Genomic DNA, 20,291 nt, shown 5'->3' on the forward strand with positions numbered 1-20,291 from the left:
TCGGTGTGGCTTCCTTCCAGGGCATGGAACGACACCTCGATCAGGCAATGAACTCCTGCCGAGGTGTAACCCATGTCTTGGCACGTCTGTTACCCATGTCTCCGGTCTATACAGGCCACGCAAGAGAAAAGTGACTCGCCCTCCGCAGGAGGACGAAACGCTCTTAAGCTCTGAAACTCTGAAGCATGCGAAACAGCAAACCCAGAGCATCGCGACTGAAGTCGCTCCCACAAGAGCAACAAGCGCAGCGCAAGGTCACGGGCAAGGGCGCTGGGCCCCTGCATTCGCAGGGGTGACGAGAAATGGGGCGGTCCCGCGTGCACCCAGCCCTCACCCCCACACACTTCCCAGGAGCGAGAGCGCAGAAGACGCTTACAATGCCCCATCCTTCTCAATGGCACCTCGATGACTGAACCCGTCCGCCTCGCCAAACGCGTCGTCGCGTTGGCCCAATGCTCGCGGCGTGAGGCCGAGCAGTACATCGAGGGCGGCTGGGTGCGGGTCGACGGGGTGGTGGTGGAAGAGCCGCAGTTCATGGTCGACACGCAAACCGTCGAACTCGACCCAGGCGCCAAGTTGATTGCCACCGAACCGGCAACCCTCGTGCTGCACAAACCGATTGGCTACGACGCCGGCAGCGGCCCGAACCCGGCCAGCGCGCTCGTCACACCGGATACACGCTCGCCCGATGACGCGTCCGGTGTGCGTCCGTTGAAGCGGCACCTGCAGCGGCTGACTTCACCGCTGCCGCTGCCAGTCAACGCCAGCGGCCTGCTGATTTTTACCCAGGACTGGCGTGTTACCCGCAAGCTCACCGAGGACATCGAGCGGGTCGAGCAGGAGTTCGTGGTCGATGTAAGCGGCACGCTGATTCCCAACGGGCTGGCCCTGCTCAATCACGGGTTGCGCTTCAACAACTACGCCATGCCGCCGATCAAAGTCAGCTGGCAGAGCGAGCAGCGGCTGCGCTTCGCGTTCAAGGTATTGCAACCCACCCAGATCGAACCGATGTGCGAGGCGGTCGGCCTCAAGGTGCTGGCGATGAAGCGCCTGCGCGTGGGCCGCATCCCGCTCGCCAAATTGCCGGCCGGGCAATGGCGCTATCTGGCTCCGGGCGACCGGATCTGAAGCTGCCCCGGCTGATCCGCCAGGCGCAGCTTTCTCTGGCAGGTTCTGCGCAACCAGCCCCGGAACGGCTTAGACTTCGCTGCGTGTCACACGCTGCATACCACCCAACCACACCGCGGAGAGCGACATGAGCAAGGGTTTGGATTCAAAGAAAAGCGACAAGAAAAAACCGGCCAAGACCATGAAAGAGAAAAAGGCCGCCAAGCAGGAAAAGAAGAAGAACAGCAAGTAACCGCTCGCCCGCTCAGGTAACCCGTTCAGGCGAACACGTGCCGGGCATGACCGCTCTGCCCGGCACAAATTGCCCTGCTACGAAAAGATCAGTACTGACCCATGTAATCGCGCTTGCCAATCTCGATGCCGTTGTGGCGCAACAGCGCATACGCGGTCGTGACGTGGAAGAAGAACTGCGGCAGACCATAGCTCAGCAGATAGCCCTGGCCGTCGAAGCGACGCTCTTTCGGTGTACCGGGGCGTATCACGACTTCACGCCCAGCAGCACCTTCAAACTGCGCCTCACTGAAGCTGTCGATAAACGCAATGCTGCGGGCGATCAAACCACGCAACTCTTCGAACGTCCGCTCGTTGTCGTCGTACTTCGGCACTTCGGCACCGGCCAGTCGCGCCGATACACCACGCGCAAAATCACAGGCGATCTGCACCTGCTTGCTCAGCGGAAACATGTCCGGAAACAGCCGTGCCTGAGTGAACGCCGTCGGCTCGATATTCTTCTCCGCCGCATGTGTTTCGGCCTTGGCCAGATTCGCGGCGAGACCGCCGAGCATCTGCTTGAATACGGAAACGGAGCTGGCGTACATGGTCTGGGACATGAGGGTTCCTTGCGATGGGGCGGTGAATGATCCGCATAGCGTAACCGTTCCGCGTCTCATCGTTGCTGCCGATACCCGCTGATCCTGGCGCCCACGGATTCAAGACGTCATGCGCCAGGATCACCCCACCTCGCGAAATACCAAGCTGCAGCAGGTCACTGCGCCTTCGGCTTTCTGCAGCTCGGAGACGTCGACGGCGATGACCTTGAAGCCGGCGTCGATGAGTCTCTGCTGTGTACGCGGAAAACTGGCCGGCATCACTAGCGCATCGCCAATGCGCAATACGTTTGCAGCGTGCGGCTCGGCGGGGTCGACTTCAACAATGCGAAAGTCGGCAAACGGTTCGCGATCCAGCCACTTCGGTTGCACCAGCAAGGTGTCGTCGACGAGCTGCGTGACAGCGGATTTCAGATGCAGACAGCCGCGGGTCGGCACACCCTGCACCGCATAACCATAAGCGGCCAGCAGTTCACGCAATTGCGCGATGCCCTCGGCATTGCTGCGTGCCGACTGGCCGACGTATAGCGTGCGGCCGAGCCGCAGCACATCGCCGCCATCCAGCGTGCCCGGTGCCTCTATCGTCAGCACGGGCCGGTAATCGCGCAGTACGGTGGCAACGCTCGCCACTTCCGGGCGTCGGGATAGTGCTCCAGGACGGGTCAGAACCGCGATCTCGTCCAGCACGATCGCCACGTCCTCGACAAAGACCGAATCCGGCAATAGCGGTTCGGCCGGCAGGACTATCAACCGGCAGCCGAGCGCTTCCAGGGCACGCTGGTATTCGTCGTGCTGTCTGCCGGCGCGTGCGGCATCGATCGGGCTGCGCGGGATATGCGACAACTCGCAATTGGCGAGGGCGGGACTGACTTCACGGGTTACGGCTATCCACATGGCGTTCTCTTGGCAGGTACATCAAGGCGGCAGACACTCAGGGATGACGGGCACGCCACGCGGCCAGCGCGGCCTCATAACGTTCGAGTGCTTCCCCGTAAGCATCAAACACGCAACGCGCACAACCTTCGCCGCAGCAATCGTCCGCATCCGGTTCGACCGGACGTGTTGGTGGCGGGTCGGCTGGGTCGGCGTTGATCGTGCTCACGGCTTTTTGTCCTGCAGCAAGTTTCGCCACCTCAACATGCGTCTCGCCGCCTGATCGTCCAGATGATGGATGGTGCGACCAATCAACGTCACAACTCAAGCATGCCTGGCTAAAGATCATGTCGTCGATCATTGGCAGATCGTTAACCGCCTGCGAAGATCAAGCAATCGCCGCCACTCCTGAGCCATCACGATGCAAGTCAGCACTCCTTCTGAAAGCCGACCGTTCTCGCCGTGGCGCACCCTGTTTTTGGCAACCATCGTCGGTACGCTGGCCGGTTGCGCCATGCATGCAGCACAGCCGCCGCGAGACGCCGAGCATTATCGCGTCGTCGGCTACGACACAGTGCGCACTGACATTGACTCAAAAGATGCCGGCAAGATCGATACGCTGATCTTCGCGTTCGCCAAGCTGGTCAACGGCGAGGTCGTGCTCGAACCGGACGACGCGCAACGCCTGCATCGACTCATCACGCTCAAGGCGGCAAACCCTCAGCTGAAAGTGGTCGTCTCGGTGGGTGGCTGGGGCGCCGGTGGTTTCTCCGAGGCGGCAAGCACGACAGAGAGTCGGCAACGATTTGCCAGCAGCGCCGCGCAACTGCTGGCCGCGAACAACGCTGACGGTCTGGACGTGGATTGGGAATATCCCGGCCATGGCGAATCCGGCATCAAGAGCAGTCCGCAGGATCGCGCCAACTTCACTCTGCTGTTGAGAGCGCTGCGCGCGACGCTCGATCAGGTCGGCAACGCTCACGCACATCGGGGCGTCGACCACTATTCACTCAGCATCGCGGCCGCCGACGGCGTCTTCGTCAATGGTATCGATATCGCGGCGATCGAGCCCAGCCTCGACTGGTTCAACCTGATGACTTATGACTTCGTCAATTCGATGACGCCAACCACCGGGCATCACAGCGGACTGAATACCTCGACGCTCGCACCGGCCGACGCACGCAGCACGGAGCGGGCGGTGCAGCAGTTTCTCGCCGCTGGTGTACGGCCGCATAAACTGCTGATCGGCGCGGCGTTCTACGGCCGCGAGTTCGCCGACGTGCAGCCGGCACACGATGGTCTCTACCAGGCCTACGGTCACTACCAGGGCGAACACCCGTGGCCGCAGCTCAAGGCCGACTTCATCAACCGCAACGGCTACGTCCGCTACTGGGACACGGTGGCGCAGGCGCCGTATCTGTGGAACGCGGCAACGCATCGTTTCATCAGCTACGACGACCCGCAGTCAATCGCCGCCAAGGCGGACTACGTCAAGTCCCATCACCTTGGCGGCATCATGTATTGGGAGCAAGGTGAGGACCCGCAAGGCGAATTACTCGATGCGGTCTGGCAGAGCCTGCACTAGGGATGCTCCGTTCCCATCGGAGCATCCCTGACTCGAGCAGTTATTTCGCCGGCTTGCGGAAGCGATACATGAACTGGTCGGTGTGACCGCGTATCGACTTGTCGAACACCTTGATCGTGTGCGGATCGGCCGGGTTGCGCAGCGCGCTGCTTTCGCCGTCAAACACAAAACCGGCTGCTACCACCTGCTGCTTCACGATTGCCGGATCGATCCGGTGCAGCGTATCGGTGTCCTGCATGCCGCTGCCGGCCGGTGCCACGTGATCGATGATCACCCACAGGCCACCGGGCTTCAGCGCGTCGAATACCTGCTTGTTGAGCACGGCAGGATCGACCTTCCCCATGAATTTGTCGGGGTAGTCGTGATAGTTCTGCGAGGTGAACACCACGTCGACCGGCTTGGGCGAGCTCAGCTGATTCGCCGGCTGGGTCAGCACGGTCACGTTGGCATAATGCGGGTCAGCAGCCAGCTTGTTGGAGCCAGACAGATCGTCCTCATCCTCTTTCGCGTATTCGCTCGGCCACACCACATAGACATGGCCCTTCGACCCTACGATCGCACTGAACACACGAGTGAAATAGCCGCTACCGGGTATCAGTTCCAGCACGCTCTGGCCTGGCTTGACCTCGGCAAACTTCATCACGTCGCTGATCTTGCGACGAGCATCATTCGACACATCAGCCTGGCGCGCCGGATCGTTGACCGCGTTGGTCACGAATGCCGGGACGGCGCCGATGTGCGAACTTGAATCCTGGGCCAGCGCCAATGAAGGAAGCGCGAGGGCCATCAACACAGCAAGGACGGTCGGACGCATGACGTACTCCGCTAGTGAACAATGGTGGTCGGGATTCTGCTCCTGGACGGCCCAAACTGCCCAGTGCCACTTGGCATGCACTGAATCCACATGGCTTCCCGCCGCCTCGTCCAGGGTGCCTTCTGGCAGGGTCGGCTCACTCGCACGAGACAGCTGAGGCATAGGCTGGTACAACTGGCATGCCGTCCCACTGAAGACAAAGGAAGCCGTCTGATGTCGTCATTTCGTGCCGGACCCATGCTCATCTGCGCGCTGCTGTTTGCGGGCGCGACCACGCTCGGCCACGCGCAATCGGCCGCCCAGTGGCAAGCCCGGCAGATCGTTGCCGCGCAGAAGTCCGAGGAGATCATGCGGGATGCCGACCAGCGCAAGGGACTGCTGGCCCAGTTCCAGGTGATGCGGTATGCCTACGCCGGCAACAAGGATCCGGCCTTCCATTTGATCTTCGGCCAGTACCTGAGCTGGTATCAGACATTTATCGGCGACTATCCGGATGCCTCGTCGAGCTTCTCCATCAAACAGGTCCCACTGCCCGATGACAACCCTTCGCCACTGGCCAGCACGGAGTACACGGCCCGTCCTGCGCTGGATGTCATTCCCGAACTGGCCAAGAACTACCAGGCGGTGTTCTTCAACGAGGCACACAACGTACCGATCACCCGCACCCTGACCGTGCAGCTGCTCAGCAAACTGCGCGCGGACGGCTTCAACTACTTCGCCGCCGAGACGCTGTATCAGTCCGATACGAAACTGGCAGCGCGCGGCTACCCGATCAAGGGCAGCGGCTTTTACACCGAAGAGCCCATTTGCGCCGAAATGGTACGCACCGCCCTCAAGCTGGGTTTCAAGGTGATCGCCTACGAGGCGCTATCGGATGCGACTGGCGATGCGCGCGAGGCCGAACAGGCACGCAACATCTATCAACAGGTATTCAAGCAAGACCCCAAGGCACGACTGGTACTCGATGCCGGCTATGCGCATATCCAGAAGACGGGCGCGTTCCTCAATGGCTCCTCCATGGTGGAACACCTGACAAAGATTTCCGGTATCGATCCGCTCAGCGTGGAACAGACCATGCTGTTCCCCCATCAATCCAGCGACGACGACCACCCGTACTACGCCCCGATCATCCAGCAAGTGCAGCCGAAGACCCCGATAGTGTTCGTGGACAAGGCCGGCAAGCCCTGGTCGCTGCGCCCTGGTTATGACGTCAGTGTGTTCTTTCCGCCGCAGGAACTGCTGCGCGGGCGCCCCACCTGGTTAAGCCTTGGTGGCCTGCGCAGCCCGTTCTTCGTGGAAGGCGACAGGTGCGGTCGCTCTTATCCGTGCCTGGTCCAGGCGCGCTATGCCAATGAAGAAGCCGACTCCATACCGGCCGACCGCCTGGTGCTGGATCCGATACCACTGAACACCATCCTCCACGAACACATCAACAACGGTCACGAAGCCCCCACCAGTGAGCTCTATCTGCGTCCTGGCAAATACAAGCTGACGTTCACCGGGGAAGACGCCGGCATGCTGTACCAGCAGGACATCACCGTGGGCGATCAACCTGCCGATGCGCCACCGGCAAAGCCTGATCCAAGTTAAATCCCGTCAACTTGGATACTGCCGACACGGCCATCTTGGTGCTCGGCGCGATCGCCGCCAGCGCGTTGTGGCTTTGGGTTGTTTGTCACGACTTGGCCGCTCCGAGCGCGCAAGCATGACTACTGCCCTACGCAGCCATTGCGCCAGCCGGGTATAACCAGTGGAATGTAGCGGCTGCCGATCGAGGTCTGGCCCGATAGGCAGCGGCTGTTTGTTTGATGATCAACTGAAGATGGGGATGACACCGCATGACTCGATTGAAAGTACGACCGGTGCTGGCCTTGGCATGCCTGCTGGCAACGTTCGGCAGTGCCGCGGCGGCGGGCGATGGCGCCCATGACACCGGCGGCATGTTTGGATTCAGTCCTGCCAGCGCGGCCGCACAGCAAAGTCTGGAGCAGCGCTTTGACGCGCAACTCGATCCCGCCGATTTGCGCGACTGGCTCAAGCAGATGTCCTCCCAGCCGAACCAGGTGGGATCACCGCACGACAAGGCCAACGCCGATTTCATGCTCGCGAAGTTTCGCGAGTGGGGCTGGGATGCCCATATAGAAACCTTCAGCGTGCTGTATCCCTCGCCCAAAAAAGAGGCGTTGGAGCTGCTCGGACCACATCCCTTCACGGCCACCCTCAGCGAACCGGCCGTGGCCGGCGACGCCACCTCCAACCTTCAGGGTGTCTTGCCGCCTTACAACGTGTTCGGCGGCGACGGCGATGTCACCGCCGAGCTCGTCTACGCCAACTACGGCATGCCGGACGACTACAAAGACCTGGCCCGACGCGGCATCGACGTGCGCGGCAAGATCGTCATCACCCGCTACGGCGGCGGCTGGCGCGGCCTGAAACCCAAGCTTGCGCAGGAGCACGGTGCGGTCGGTTGCCTGATCTATTCGGATCCCAAGGAGGACGGCTACGCCCAGGGCGACGTCTATCCGCAAGGTGGCTGGCGTCCGGCGCAAGGCGTGCAACGCGGCTCGGTCGCCGACATGCAGCAGTATCCGGGTGACCCGCTTACGCCCGGTGTGGGCTCCACACCGGATGCCAAGCGCCTGGCGATCAAGGACGCGAAAACCATCCTGAAGATTCCGGTGCTGCCGATTTCCTACGCCGATGCCACGCCGCTGCTGCAGGCACTGACCGGCCCGGTGGCACCGCCCAGCTGGCGAGGCTCGCTCCCGTTGACGTACCACGTCGGTCCCAGCGTCGCCAAAGTGCATCTGACCGTGTTGTCCGACTGGACCCAGAAGCCGATCTATGACGTGATCGCCGTGCTCAAGGGTTCCACCGCACCGGACCAGTGGATCGTGCGCGGCAACCATCACGACGGCTGGGTGTTCGGCGCGTGGGATCCGCTCGCCGGCAATGTCGCGCTATTGGCTGAGGCCAAGGCTATCGGCGCGCTGGTCAAGCAGGGCTGGCGGCCCAACCGCACCCTGGTCTACGCCAGCTGGGATGCCGAGGAACCCGGCCTGATGGGTTCGACCGAATGGGCCGAAACACACGCCAAGGAGCTGCAGGACAAGGCCGTTCTCTACATCAACTCCGATACCAACGGTCGCGGTTTCCTGGATGCCGGTGGCAGCCATTCGGCGCAACACCTGATCAACCAGGTGGCGGACGGCGTAACTGATCCGGAAATGCACGTCAGCGTGCGTGAGCGCATGCGCGCGCACCTGATGGTCGATGGCAACGACAAGGACGCCAAGCCCGAGGTCAAGGACATGGCCAAGCTCGCGGCGGAAGGTGGCGATGTGCCGATCCAGGCGCTGGGCTCCGGCTCCGACTACAGTGCGTTCCTGGAACACCTGGGCATCGCCTCGATCGACCTTGGCTTCAGCGGCGAGGACGACAACGGCGGCATCTATCACTCGCTCTACGATTCGTACGATCACTACATCCGCTTCGGCGACCCCTCGTTCGAATACGGCGTGACCCTGGCCAAGGTCGCCGGCCATATCGCGCTGCGCACGGCCGATGCGAACATGCTGCCGCTGCGCTTCGGCGACTTCAGCGACACGCTCGACCGCTACGTCGTCGAGTTGCACAAGCTGGTCGACGATACTCGCAAGGACACCCAGCAGCAGCACCAGCTGCTCGATCAGCATGCGTTCGCACTCAGCATGGACCCGACGCGGCCGGTCGCACCACCCGAGCGCGATTCGGACGTCCCGGCGATCGATCTGGCACCGCTGGATAAAGCTGCCAAGCAGCTCAAGCAAAGCGCACAGGCCTATGCGGCGACCTACAACACGCGTGCCGCTACCGGTTTCCACATGCCGGCGACTCAACAGCTTCAACTGAACGAACTGATGGGTCGGATGGAACAGGCGCTGTCCAATCCTGACGGCCTGCCCGAACGCCCCTGGTTCAAGCACATGATCTACGCACCCGGCATGTTGACCGGCTACGGCGTCAAGACCGTCCCCGGTGTACGCGAAGCGATCGAGGCACGCCGCTGGGCCGAGGTCAATCAGTACTCGGCAGTCACCGCCAAGGTGCTCGATCGCTACCGCACGCAACTCGACCAGTTGACCGCACTACTGAAGAAATAACCACGACCGATCAGCTTGTGCCGCTGCAACATGAAGGGCGATCCAGGAATGGATCGCCCTTTTTGTGGGTCGCATTGGAACAGGCCGAAACTTGACCAAGCACAGCGGACGGCTGAACAGATCGCTGATATCTGCGCCACCGTGGTAATCCCTGAAGGCAAATGCTCCCTCCCGTCCCAAAGCCGATGCGGGCTCGCTGCGCATCGCGCCTTACTGTTATAAATGCACCGGGGATGTGATCAGGCGGGGGCCTGGTCACGTATTTCACTACAGGGGAGTCTGGCCATGAAGTTGCGACATTGGATCGTTGCGTTGTTGTTGCTGTGTACTGCCGCGCTGCATGCGCAACCGGTATCGTTTGTTGACCTGGCGCGGCACGCCCAATACAAGAATGTAAAGATTTCCCCCGACGGGAAATATCTGGCGGCGACTGCCGTTGTCAAAGGTCAGACCATATTGGCGCTGATCCGACTTGCCGATAAAAAGGGCAACCTTGTCACTCCACGCGAAGACGACGACGTCATTAATTTCTGGTGGGCTTCGCCTACCCGTGTGGTGTACACGGTGGGGATGCCCAGGGGTGGCTATGACCAGCCATTGGCCACCGGCCAACTGCTCGGGGTCGATGCCGACGGCAGCAATCCGAAAATACTTGGGTTCGCCAACTTCATCGCCACGATCCCGGATGATCCGAACGATATTCTGGTCGCGAAGTTCTCATGGGACTCGAAGGTAGATCTTGACGCAACCATACAGGGGTTCGCCTACCGTATGGACGTACACAACGGCAGTCTGGTGCGCATCACCATGACACCCAAAAGCGCCACGAATTTCATCGCCGATCATCAGGGCCACATACGCTTTGCCTATGGCGAGGATGTCAAAGGCAAAGTAATAATTTATCAGCATCCGCTCACTAGCAACGGCTGGCAAGAGATGCCTAAAGCCGAACAGGAGCGATCTTTCCCATTGAGGTTCAACAACGACGATAGCGTGGCGTATTTCGCTTGCTCCGCTGGCAGCGCAGGCCATGGCCTCTGCAGCTGGGATCCGGCAAACGACACATGGAAAGAAGTCTGGAGCAATCCAAAAGTCGAAGCAGATGGCTTGCTGCAAGGGTTCGCAGAGGATGATGCCGCCGGCGTGGACTTCATGGATGGTCGTCCAGGCGCAGTGTTGTTCGACAATGGCTCGGCGTTTGCGAAAACGCTTGTCACCCTAATGAACCAGTTCCCCGGCGAAAGCGTGCGCTTCGTTTCCGGCACCCGTGATGGTCGCCTTAGTGTGTTGCTGGTCGAAGCTGATGCCGACCCGGGTACGTTCTATCTGTACGACCGCGTCGCCAACAAACTTAGTCCTTTGCTAGCACGTGCATCTTGGGTCAACCCCGAACAAATGGCCAGCATGCAGCCGTTCGAGTTTGCCGCGCGCGACGGTCTGAAGCTGCAGGGTTATGTCAGTTTCCCGCCGAATCAGGAGAATGCCAAACATCTGCCGATGGTGGTTTACGTACATGGTGGCCCATTCGGTATACGCGATCGTTGGCATTACGATGACTACGTACAAGCGCTCGCAACCCGTGGCTATGCCGTGCTGCAGGTGAACTATCGCGGCTCTGGTGGTTATGGCTATGACTTCGAGCGTGCCGGCTGGCAGGAATGGGGTGGCAAGATGCAGGATGACGTCACCGACGCCACCCATTGGGCGATAGCGCAGGGCATCGCCGATCCGCAGCGTATTTGTATCTTCGGTGGCAGCTACGGCGGCTACGCAGCCCTTGAGGGTGCGGTGAAGGAGCCGGATCTCTACAAATGCGCTATCGGCTACGTCGGCGTGTACGACCTGGCTCTAATGTTCACGCATGGCGATATTCCACAGTCGATTTACGGCACCAATTATCTCGACCGTGTCCTGGGTCACAATACAAATGTCCAGGCACGATCGCCGATCAACCAACTCGATCACCTCAAAGCCAAGGTCATGCTGGTCGTCGGCGGTAAAGACAACCGGGTGCCCCCCATACAGGGACGCAATCTGCACGATGAACTGCTGAAACGCCATATCGCGCATGAGTGGATAGAAAAGCCCGGCGAGATGCACGGCTTCTACGACGAGGCCAACCTGACCGAGCTGTATACGAATCTGGTGCAGTTTGTGGGGTCGAGCATTGGGCCCGGCGTGGCCATGGCTGGCCCGACCGCCACCGCTGGTGCCACAGCCTCGCAATGAGTCCTTGCTGACAGGGTGTGCTCCTGCCCGAAGGCGGCAGGAGCACGCCAGCAGTACGACCCCAGCCAACGCCGTACCGACACATCATCCGGGCGCGCGTGCCTACCCAACTGATGGGCTACACGCGAGCATCCCCGTTCTGGCACAGTGGAATAATCAGCTGCCAGGCAATCCGGGGAATCATCATCATGCGCGTGTCCATTCGGCTTTCACTGACCGTCATGTTGACGTTCGGCACCCTCAGCACCTGGGCGGCGACCGATCCCCAAGGGCCACTCTCGCGTGATTCGGCGAGCTACGCCCGCGACCCTGGCCAAGCCGTTGATCAGGCTTATACCGACCAGATCCTCAAGTTCACCACCGACCCCACGTTCAACTCGCCACTGACCGATTACCTGCCCGCGTCCGCCAGCGTACCGACGCCGGAAAAGGTGCTGGGGCACATCTCCGGTGCGCCGAACTACCTGCCCTATTCGGCCGATGTCTACCGCTACTTCCGCGCGCTGGCCGCTGCCAGCCCGCGAGTGAAAGTGTTCACCATCGGCAAGACCGAGGAAGGCCGCGAGATGATCGTGGTGGCCATCGCCGATGAAAACCTGCTGGCCGACCTGGACGCGAACAAGGCGCGCCTGGCCAAGCTGGCCGATCCGCGCAGCATCAACATGGACGACGCCACTGCCGATCAGCTGATCGCGCAGTCCACGCCGACCTACTACATCACCGGCACCATCCACTCCACCGAAACCGGCGCACCGACCGCGCTGATGGAACTGGCCTACCGCCTCGCGGTGGATGACGCGCCGTACATCAAGCACATCCGCTCGCACGTCGTCACGCTGATCACGCCGGTTGTCGAAGTCGATGGCCGTGACCGCATGGTGGATCTGTACAACTGGCATCTGGCGCACCCGGGCGAGAATTATTCGCCACTGATGTACTGGGGCCACTACGTCGCGCATGACAACAACCGCGACGCCATGGCGATGACGCTGAACCTCACGCGCAACGTAGCGGATACATATATTGGCTGGCACGCACAGGTGCTGCACGACCTGCACGAGTCGGTGCCGTTCCTGTACGACAACACCGTGGGCGATGGCCCTTACAACGCGTGGATCGATCCGATCCTCACCGGTGAGTGGCAACAGCTGGGCTGGGACAACGTGCAGCAGCTGACCAAGTTCGGCATGCCCGGCGTGTTCACGCACGGCGACTTCGACACCTGGAGTCCGGGCTACCTGATGTTCATCGCCGCCATGCACAACGGCGTCAGCCGTTTGTATGAGACCTTCGGCAACGACGGCGCCGATACAGTGAAGCGCACGCTCGACCCCAGCGAATACCAGCGCACCTGGTTCAAGCCAAACCCACCGCTGCCCGAAGTCGTCTGGTCGCAGCGCGACAACAACAATTACGAGCAGAGCGGCCTGCTGACTGCGCTGAATTATTTTTCCGACAACGGCCAGCTGTTCCTGAAAAACTTCTACCTGAAGAGCAAGCGCTCGATCGAGAAGCCACAGGAGTCCGGCCCGGCTGCCTATGTGTTTCCGGCCGACGACAAACGCACGGGTTCACAAGCTCAGCTGCTGCGCATACTGCAGCTGCAGCACTCTGAAATCAGCCGCACCACGGCGCCCGTTACGGTGACCCTGCCCAAGACCAAGGACGAGGACGGCAAGCCCGGCAAGCCGACCTCGCGCACCTTCGCCGCCGGCAGTTACGTGGTGCGCATGGACCAGCCGTATTCCCGCATTGCCGATGCCTTGCTGGACCGCCAGTACTGGTCGCCCAAGGACCCGCAGCAGCATCCGTACGACGACACTGCCTGGTCGATGGGAGACTTGTTCGACGTGCAGGTCGTGCGCGTGACCGACAACGCCATCCTCAAGGCGCCGATGACTCCGGTCAGCGAAGCCGTGACGGTGCCGCAGGGTCTGGCCGCGCTGGATATTCCGAACGGCAAAGTGCCGCGCATTGCGCTGATGCACACCTGGCTGGATACCCAGACCGAGGGTTGGTGGCGCATGGCGCTGGACAAGCTGCATGTGCCGTACACCTACATCAGCACGCAGGACGTGGCGCGCATCGGCAACCTGCACTCGAAATACGACGTGATCCTGTTCGGCCCGATCGGTGGTGTCGGCTCGCAGCAGATCATTGACGGCCTACCGATGTGGGGCAATCCGATGCCGTGGAAAACCACCAAGCTGACCCCGAATATCGGCCACATCGACAGCACCGACGACATCCGTCCCGGACTGGGCGCAACGGGCCTGGCCAACCTCAAGCAATTCGTGCGCGAGGGCGGCCTGCTGATCACCGCCGAGGACACTGCGAAGTTCGCGATCGACACCGGCATGGCACCGGGCGTCTTCGTCACCCCCACGCATAACCTCAAGGTCGTCGGCAGCGTGCTGCAGGCGAACTTCGTCAACCGCAAGAGCCCGATCGCCGCGGGTTACGCGAGCAACGACCTGGCTATGTACAGCTCGCTGGGCCAGTCGTTCAGCGTATCCAACCTGACCACCGGCGATCAGGGGCTGCCCACCGCGAAAGACTTCCAGCGTCCAACCGGACGCGGCGGCCCGCACGATATGGACGTCCCCGAAGGCCGGCCGTTTGCCGAGCCACCGGCGCTGCCCAGTGCCAAGCCGTGGCAGGCGCTGCCATTGAATGCGGATCAGACGCGCAACAACCCGTGGGCGATTCCAGCGGATCAGCTGCCGCAAGTCATCCTGCATTACGCCGACGCCGAGCATCTGCTGATTGCCGGCCTGCTGGACGGCGGCGATGAAATGGCCGAGCGTGCGGCCGTGGTGGATGCCCACTACGGCAAGGGCAACGTGCTGCTGTTTGCAGGCAACCCGATCTGGCGCGGCGAAACCATCGGCAGCTATCCGCTGGTGTTCAACGCGATCCTGCACTTCGATCAGTTGAATGCGCAGAAATAGAGCCTGAAGAACAGTCGGCATTGCGTAGGTTGGGGTGAGCGCAGCGATGCCCAACAGGGGTACCTCAAGCATCCCCGCAGACATGTTGGGCATCGCTGCGCTGACCCCAACCTACGCCCATGCCTCAGCGCAAATTCAGAAGATTCTCATTCCGGCCCGTTTCACCCATCGCTAGGCTTCCTACCGAAGTTCCACGAGTGCAGGGACGCACTCGGCCCCGCGGTGACGCGCCGCAGCGGACATGACGTACAGCCAAAGCATCGAAGTCCCCCTGAGATGCCTGGCCCGCAAGGGGCTTCACAAGGTGACGTGGAAGGAGCGGGCTACGCAGTGGCTCGCTCCTTTTTTTTGCCGAGTGCAGTACGCAGTATTTCGCCTTTTATACGGCCGCATCAGCTACGCGTGGCCTACACGTTGGGGCGGCACGCCGCCCCCGCTCGTCATCCCTTGCGAAGACAGGGGTGACGAGCGAGACGGAGAGCTCCTGGCAGGGCGACCCCTACTTCGACGGAAACGCATCCATCAGCGGGCGGATAAGGTCCAGCGGCAACGGGAACACGATGGTCGAGGACTTGCCGTTGCTGGACATGTCGGCCAGCGTCTGCAGGTAGCGCAGTTGCAGCGCCTGCGGTTGTTGCGACAACATCGCGGCCGCGTCGCGCAGTTTCTCGGCAGCCTGCATCTCGCCCTCGGCGTGGATCACCTTGGCGCGACGCTCACGTTCGGCCTCGGCCTGGCGAGCGATCGCGCGCACCATGGTTTCGTTGAGGTCGACGTCCTTGATCTCGACGTTGGCAACCTTGATGCCCCACGGGTCGGTCGCCTCGTCGAGGATCGCCTGCAAGGTGTGGTTGATCGAATCGCGCTGCGACAGGATCTCGTCCAGCTCATGTTGACCGAGCACCGAGCGCAACCGCGTCTGCGCCAGCTGGCTGGTGGCCTGCAGGAAATTCTCCACTTGCAGCACCGCCTTGTCAGGCTCGACCACGCGGAAGTACACCACCGCATTCACCCGCACCGACACGTTGTCGCGTGAGATCACATCCTGTGGCGGCACGTCCATCACGGTGACGCGCAAATCCACCCGGGTCATCCGCTGCACGACCGGCATCAGGATCACCAGTCCCGGTCCCTTGGTACCGGTATAGCGGCCTAGCGTCAGCACGACGCCACGCTGATACTCCGGCAAAATCTTGATGGCCGAGAACAGCAGCATGACCCCGATGATCACCAATACACCGACAAATCCGAACATGACTGAGTCTCCAATGAGTGTCTTATTGAGCTGCTGCATCAGCTTTTATGGGAGCGGCTTCAGCCGCGATGCTCCTGGCAAGAGCTATCGCGGCTGAAGCCGCTCCCACAAAAGCTGGCGCTCCTGCAAAGACCGAAATCATGAATCATGCCGGCACGACCCACAGTAGCAGGCCCTGCCGCCGCACGATGCGCACCTGCGCACCGGCCGGCAACGACGTATCGCAATGCACACGCCAACGTTCGCCACGCACCATCACCCACGCTTCGCCACCGGCGTTCACCGGCTCGAGCAATTCGGCAACATCGGCGCGCAAGGCCACATCACCGGTGACCACATGCGAACGTCGCGAGCGGAGCACCAACCACAGGATCAACGCCAGCAACAGCGCAGCGCATACCGCGATACCTGCGATAACCCCAAGATTGACGCCATAACCTGCCACGCCGGTATTCATCAGCATCACCGATCCCACCACGAACGAAATGACTCCGCCGATGCCGAGCGCACCGACGGTGGGATTGACCACCTCGGCCACCAGCAATCCGACGCCCAATGCCATCAACGCGAGCCCCGCATAGTTCACTGGCAACAACTGCAACGCATACAAACCGATCAGCAAACAGATGCCACCAACGATGCCCGGCAACATCGCACCGGGGTGCATCGCCTCCAGCACCAGCCCAAACATGCCAGCCAGTAGCAACACATAGGCAATCGTGGGGTTAGTGATCATCGCGAGGAAGCGAGTGCGCGCATTCGGTGCGTAATCGTGTACGGAAAGCCCCTTGAGCTGGAGCGTTATGCTGTGATCGCCGACCTGTACTTGCAGGCCATCCGCCTTCGCCAACAAATCCGAAACGTCGGTCGCCACGAAATCGATCACATGCTTTTTCGCCGCTTCACTGGCGGTCAACGTGGCTGCGCCGCGTACCGCCTGTTCGGCCCACGCGGCGTTGCGTCCGCGCAGTTGTGCCAGCGAGCGGATATAGGCGATCGCATCGTTCAACACCTTGTGCGATTCGGCGTCACGGCTTGTATCGGCTGCGTCGTCGCCGGTTGCGGGCTGCCCGGAAGATTTCGCCGACGTCGGCGGCTGACCGACATCCGGCAACGGCATCGGCGTGTCGCCGCCCAGACTTACCGGAGTTGCCGCACCCAGATGCGTGGCCGGCGCCATCGCCGCGATCTGTCCCGCGTACAGGATGTACGTGCCCGCGGATGCGGCACGCGCGCCGCCGGGTGCGACGTACACGAGCACCGGGACCTTGCAGGCCAGCATGCTGGCGATGATCTGCCGCATCGAATCTTCGAGCCCGCCCGGTGTATCGATCTGCAGCACGATGGCCACCGCATGATCGGCGACCGCGCGCTTCGACGCATCATCGAAGTATTCCGCTGCGGCCGGGCCGATCGGGCCATCCAGGGCCAACTGCGCCACCGTGCCTGCGCTTGCTGCGGGTGCCGCCACCGAAGGTGCAGCACTCGTGACTGGAGCGACGTCGGACGCTGCCCGCACCGGCATCGTGCAAAGCGCCACCACACATGCCAACCACAGCCAACGCGCCATCACACCGACCTCGCGAGGACACCAATATCGATGCCACCACTCTAGCGCGGATGATGTACAGAAAGTGATCATGGCCGAGCGGCCCGCCGGACGCTCAACGCGGCTGGAACGCCACTCCGGTCAGCTTCTCGGACACCTCCCACAAGCGGGCTGCGACGGCTGTATCGCGGGCCTTGGCGAAGATCCTGGCCGGCGCGGGTGCGCCCTTCAGTTCGTAGAATCCGTTCGGGCCGTAATAGGCGGACGGCTTGGCGTCAGGCGAGGTCGCTGCGTACAGCGTGGGCAGCGCGCCAGCGGCGGCGGACTGACTCATCAACGGTTGCAGCAGCTTGCTGAGGTTCCACAGCACGCCCTTGGCACCGGGTCCGTTCGGAATCAGTTCGGTACGCGCGAAGCCCGGATGCGCGGCGTTGCTCATCAGACCCCAGCCTTGCGCATCGCTGCGTCGTTGCAGCTCGAGCGCGAACATCAGCATCGCCAGCTTGGACTGGCTATAGGCCTTCCACGCTCGATAGCGATGTTCGCCCTGCAGGTCATCGAAGTCGATGCGCCCCTGCTGATGCGCGAGGCTGCTCAGGTTCACCACCCGCGGTGCAGATGCATCACACAGCAGCGGCAGCAATTGCGCGGTGAGTGCGTAGTGGCCGAGATAATTCGTACCCAGCTGCATCTCGAAACCATCGGCGGTCGTCTGCCGCGTGGGCAGCGCCATCACGCCGGCGTTGTTGATCAGCAGGTCGAGCGGACGACCTTCGGCGAGTAAGCGCCTGGCGAAATCGGCGACCGAGGCTAGGCTGGCCAGATCCAGCAGCTCGAGGCGCACCTTGGCATGCGGTGACCGTGCACGAATACGTGCCAGAGCGTCGCGCCCCTTGGCTGCATTGCGCGCGGCGAGTATCACTTCGGCACCAGCGTGTGCCAGCGCCAGCGCGGTCTCGTAACCAAGGCCGCTGTTGGCGCCGGTGATCACGGCGAGCTTGCCGCCCTGCGGCGGAACGTTGTCGAGGGTCCAGGTACTCACGCAGCGCTCTCCTTGTTGTGAATGGATGAAGGTGCACTGTCCGCTTCGAACACACGCCACCACGGCGCCTGCAGAGTGGAATCGGGACGCACGGTTTCGCCCGGACGTGGCTGCACCAAGTGCACGCCCTGCTCCGCCGCCAGCGCGCGGGCGCGCTCCGCCGGTTCGTCCCAGCGATGCATGGCAAGATCGAACGTGCCCCAGTGCACCGGCATCATCGTCCTGCCGCGTACCAACTGATGCGCGGCGATGGATTGCTCCGGCTGCATGTGCACGTCTGGCCAAAGCTCGTTGTAGGCGCCACATTCGATCAGGGTCAGGTCGAACGGCCCATAGCGCTCGCCGATTTCCGCAAAGCCCGCGTGCATGCCCGTGTCACCGCTGAAGAACAACCGCTCCTGCGTGCCCAGCACCACCCACGACGCCCACAGCGTCGAGTTGCCATCGCGCAGACCGCGACCGGAGAAATGCTGCGCCGGCGTGGCTGCCAGCGTCAGCGAGCCGAAGCTCGCCTCCTGCCACCAGTCCAGCTCCACCACGCGATCGGCAGCGATACCCCAGGCGATCAGCCGACGCCCCACACCGAGCGTGGTGTAAAAGCGGCCGACCTTGCCGGCCAGCGCGCGGATGGTGTCGCGGTCCAGGTGATCGAAGTGATCGTGCGATAGCAGCACCGCATCGATATGCGGCAGCTGCGCCACCGTCAGCGCCGGCGGGGTGAAACGCTTCGGCCCGGCGAACGGCACGGGCGAAGCGCGTTCGCTCAGCACCGGATCGGTAAGCAGGCGCAGGCCGTCGATCTCGATCAACGTGGTGGAATGGCCGAGCCAGGTCACCTGCAATGCCTGCGATGCCGGACCGCTCAACACGTCAGCTCGCACCGGCGTCACCGGCAACGGGCTGCGCGGCTTGCGCCGGATACCGCGATTGGCCCAGAACTCGCGCATGACTCCGCGCAGACTCCCTGCACGGGTGTCGGCCACATTGCGGAAACGACCGTCGCGCCAGACGGGCGAGCTGGCGTATCTGGCATCCCTGCCCGTATGGCGCGTCGTCGAACGCCGCGCGAAAAGCAGCCACATGGCAAGCACGAGGCCTAGCAAGACAAGGCTGAAGAAGAGCATGGGAAACTCCGTCACAAGTAAACGATGCCGTATACTTTATGCCGGAGCGCAAAGAAAGTAAACTACTCCGTATACTTTGCAGGAAGACCATCTTTTGAACCGCAGCCTCAACAAGCGCAACGCCATGCTCAACGCCGGCATCGCCGAACTCGCCGAACAGGGGCTGGCCGGTGCCAGCATGGAAGCCATCGCCACCCGCGCTGAAGTCTCCAAGCGCACGCTGTACAAGCACTTCCCGTCCAAGGAGGCGGTTTTCGAGGCGGTGCTGGCGCTGCTGATCGAGCGTGTCGATCCGCTCGGCAAGCTGCACTACGACAAGCAACGCGATTTCGCCGAGCAGTTGCGCGAGATTGCCGAGAAGGAAATGCAGCTGATCTGCGACCCCGACTTCGTACGGCTAAGTCGCGTGCTGATGGTCGAGTGCATGCGCAGCGAGGCGCAAAGCCAGAAGCTGATGGCTCAATTCGGCGAAAAGGAAAACGGCCTGTTCCGCTGGTTCAGCGAAGCTGGCGAGGCTGGCAATCTGGGCAAGCTCGATCCGCGTGCCAGCGCCGACCTGTTCATCGCAATGCTGAAGTCCTCTACCTACTGGTATTCGGTAATCGCATGGCAGCCCGCGCCGGATCAACCCACGCAGACACGCATCATCGATGAGGCCTGCCTGACGTTGCTGAGCCGGCTGCAGCAATCCGGCTCGCGCTGAGCCGCGTTGCTACTGGGCTCCTTCCCCTGCAAGCAGCGGAGGGTTGGTTGCAGTCGCTCTTCCCTTCAG

At 62.0% G+C, this 20,291-nt stretch carries 15 protein-coding genes; 7 read left to right on the forward strand and 8 right to left on the reverse strand.

The genetic code is table 11. The features are described from left to right. Window positions 1-405 precede the first annotated feature (405 nt). Window positions 406-1,128 (forward strand): rRNA pseudouridine synthase, encoded by a 723-nt coding sequence (locus tag HDE77_RS14330; protein WP_184418288.1) that lies wholly within the window; start codon window positions 406-408, stop codon window positions 1,126-1,128. Window positions 1,129-1,448: 320 nt separating this feature from the next. Here the strand turns inward: HDE77_RS14330 and HDE77_RS14335 are convergent, their stop codons facing one another. The 3 genes from HDE77_RS14335 to HDE77_RS20560 form a co-directional block, all read right to left on the reverse strand. Next, window positions 1,449-1,958: a DUF1993 domain-containing protein gene (locus HDE77_RS14335; RefSeq protein ID WP_184418290.1), complete on the reverse strand. Its 510-nt coding sequence runs from the start codon at window positions 1,956-1,958 to the stop codon at window positions 1,449-1,451. A 120-nt stretch (window positions 1,959-2,078) separates the two neighbouring features. Then, entirely contained in the window at window positions 2,079-2,849 is a 771-nt protein-coding gene (locus HDE77_RS14340) for a dimethylargininase (protein ID WP_184418291.1), read from the reverse strand. A 37-nt stretch (window positions 2,850-2,886) separates the two neighbouring features. Continuing rightward, window positions 2,887-3,057: an oxidoreductase-like domain-containing protein gene (locus HDE77_RS20560; protein WP_343206126.1), complete on the reverse strand. Its 171-nt coding sequence runs from the start codon at window positions 3,055-3,057 to the stop codon at window positions 2,887-2,889. A gap of 192 nt (window positions 3,058-3,249) precedes the next feature. Here HDE77_RS20560 and HDE77_RS14350 point away from each other — a divergent pair, with 192 nt between their 5' ends. Further along, complete coding sequence (locus HDE77_RS14350) at window positions 3,250-4,413, forward strand: glycosyl hydrolase family 18 protein (RefSeq protein WP_184418292.1); 1,164 nt, start codon at window positions 3,250-3,252, stop codon at window positions 4,411-4,413. A gap of 40 nt (window positions 4,414-4,453) precedes the next feature. Here HDE77_RS14350 and HDE77_RS14355 read toward each other — a convergent pair whose 3' ends face one another. Next, the gene (locus tag HDE77_RS14355) at window positions 4,454-5,227 is read right to left on the reverse strand and encodes a class I SAM-dependent methyltransferase (protein WP_184418294.1); all 774 of its coding nucleotides are present in this window, start codon (window positions 5,225-5,227) and stop codon (window positions 4,454-4,456) included. Between the two features lie 213 nt (window positions 5,228-5,440). Here HDE77_RS14355 and HDE77_RS14360 point away from each other — a divergent pair, with 213 nt between their 5' ends. The 4 genes from HDE77_RS14360 (at window position 5,441) to HDE77_RS14375 (ending at window position 14,549) form a co-directional block, all read left to right on the forward strand. After that, window positions 5,441-6,817 carry a hypothetical protein gene (locus tag HDE77_RS14360; RefSeq protein WP_255482734.1) on the forward strand — a complete coding sequence of 459 codons (1,377 nt, stop codon included), beginning with the start codon at window positions 5,441-5,443 and terminating at the stop codon, window positions 6,815-6,817. Between the two features lie 248 nt (window positions 6,818-7,065). After that, entirely contained in the window at window positions 7,066-9,369 is a 2,304-nt protein-coding gene (locus HDE77_RS14365) for a transferrin receptor-like dimerization domain-containing protein (protein ID WP_184418296.1), read from the forward strand. A 285-nt stretch (window positions 9,370-9,654) separates the two neighbouring features. Next, window positions 9,655-11,598: an alpha/beta fold hydrolase gene (locus HDE77_RS14370; RefSeq protein ID WP_184418298.1), complete on the forward strand. Its 1,944-nt coding sequence runs from the start codon at window positions 9,655-9,657 to the stop codon at window positions 11,596-11,598. 188 nt (window positions 11,599-11,786) lie between these two features. After that, window positions 11,787-14,549 carry a M14 family zinc carboxypeptidase gene (locus HDE77_RS14375; RefSeq protein WP_184418300.1) on the forward strand — a complete coding sequence of 921 codons (2,763 nt, stop codon included), beginning with the start codon at window positions 11,787-11,789 and terminating at the stop codon, window positions 14,547-14,549. Window positions 14,550-15,048: 499 nt separating this feature from the next. Here HDE77_RS14375 and HDE77_RS14380 read toward each other — a convergent pair whose 3' ends face one another. The 4 genes from HDE77_RS14380 to HDE77_RS14395 form a co-directional block, all read right to left on the reverse strand. Then, window positions 15,049-15,804, reverse strand: coding sequence for a slipin family protein (locus HDE77_RS14380; protein ID WP_184418301.1), 756 nt, complete (start codon window positions 15,802-15,804; stop codon window positions 15,049-15,051). Window positions 15,805-15,949: 145 nt separating this feature from the next. Continuing rightward, window positions 15,950-17,374 (reverse strand): nodulation protein NfeD, encoded by a 1,425-nt coding sequence (locus tag HDE77_RS14385; RefSeq protein ID WP_184418303.1) that lies wholly within the window; start codon window positions 17,372-17,374, stop codon window positions 15,950-15,952. 94 nt (window positions 17,375-17,468) lie between these two features. After that, window positions 17,469-18,395 (reverse strand): SDR family oxidoreductase, encoded by a 927-nt coding sequence (locus tag HDE77_RS14390; RefSeq protein WP_184418305.1) that lies wholly within the window; start codon window positions 18,393-18,395, stop codon window positions 17,469-17,471. Further along, a complete protein-coding gene (locus HDE77_RS14395; RefSeq protein WP_255482735.1) occupies window positions 18,392-19,519 on the reverse strand; it encodes an MBL fold metallo-hydrolase in 1,128 nt (375 codons plus the stop codon). Before HDE77_RS14395 ends, HDE77_RS14390 begins: the two co-directional genes overlap by 4 nt. Before the next feature lie 94 nt (window positions 19,520-19,613). Here HDE77_RS14395 and HDE77_RS14400 point away from each other — a divergent pair, with 94 nt between their 5' ends. Next, window positions 19,614-20,222, forward strand: a complete 609-nt coding sequence (locus HDE77_RS14400; RefSeq protein WP_184418307.1) for a TetR/AcrR family transcriptional regulator — start codon at window positions 19,614-19,616, stop codon at window positions 20,220-20,222. The last annotated feature ends 69 nt before the right edge of the window (window positions 20,223-20,291 follow it).

The sequence above is a fragment of the Rhodanobacter sp. MP7CTX1 genome (assembly GCF_014205795.1).
Lineage (GTDB): Bacteria > Pseudomonadota > Gammaproteobacteria > Xanthomonadales > Rhodanobacteraceae > Rhodanobacter.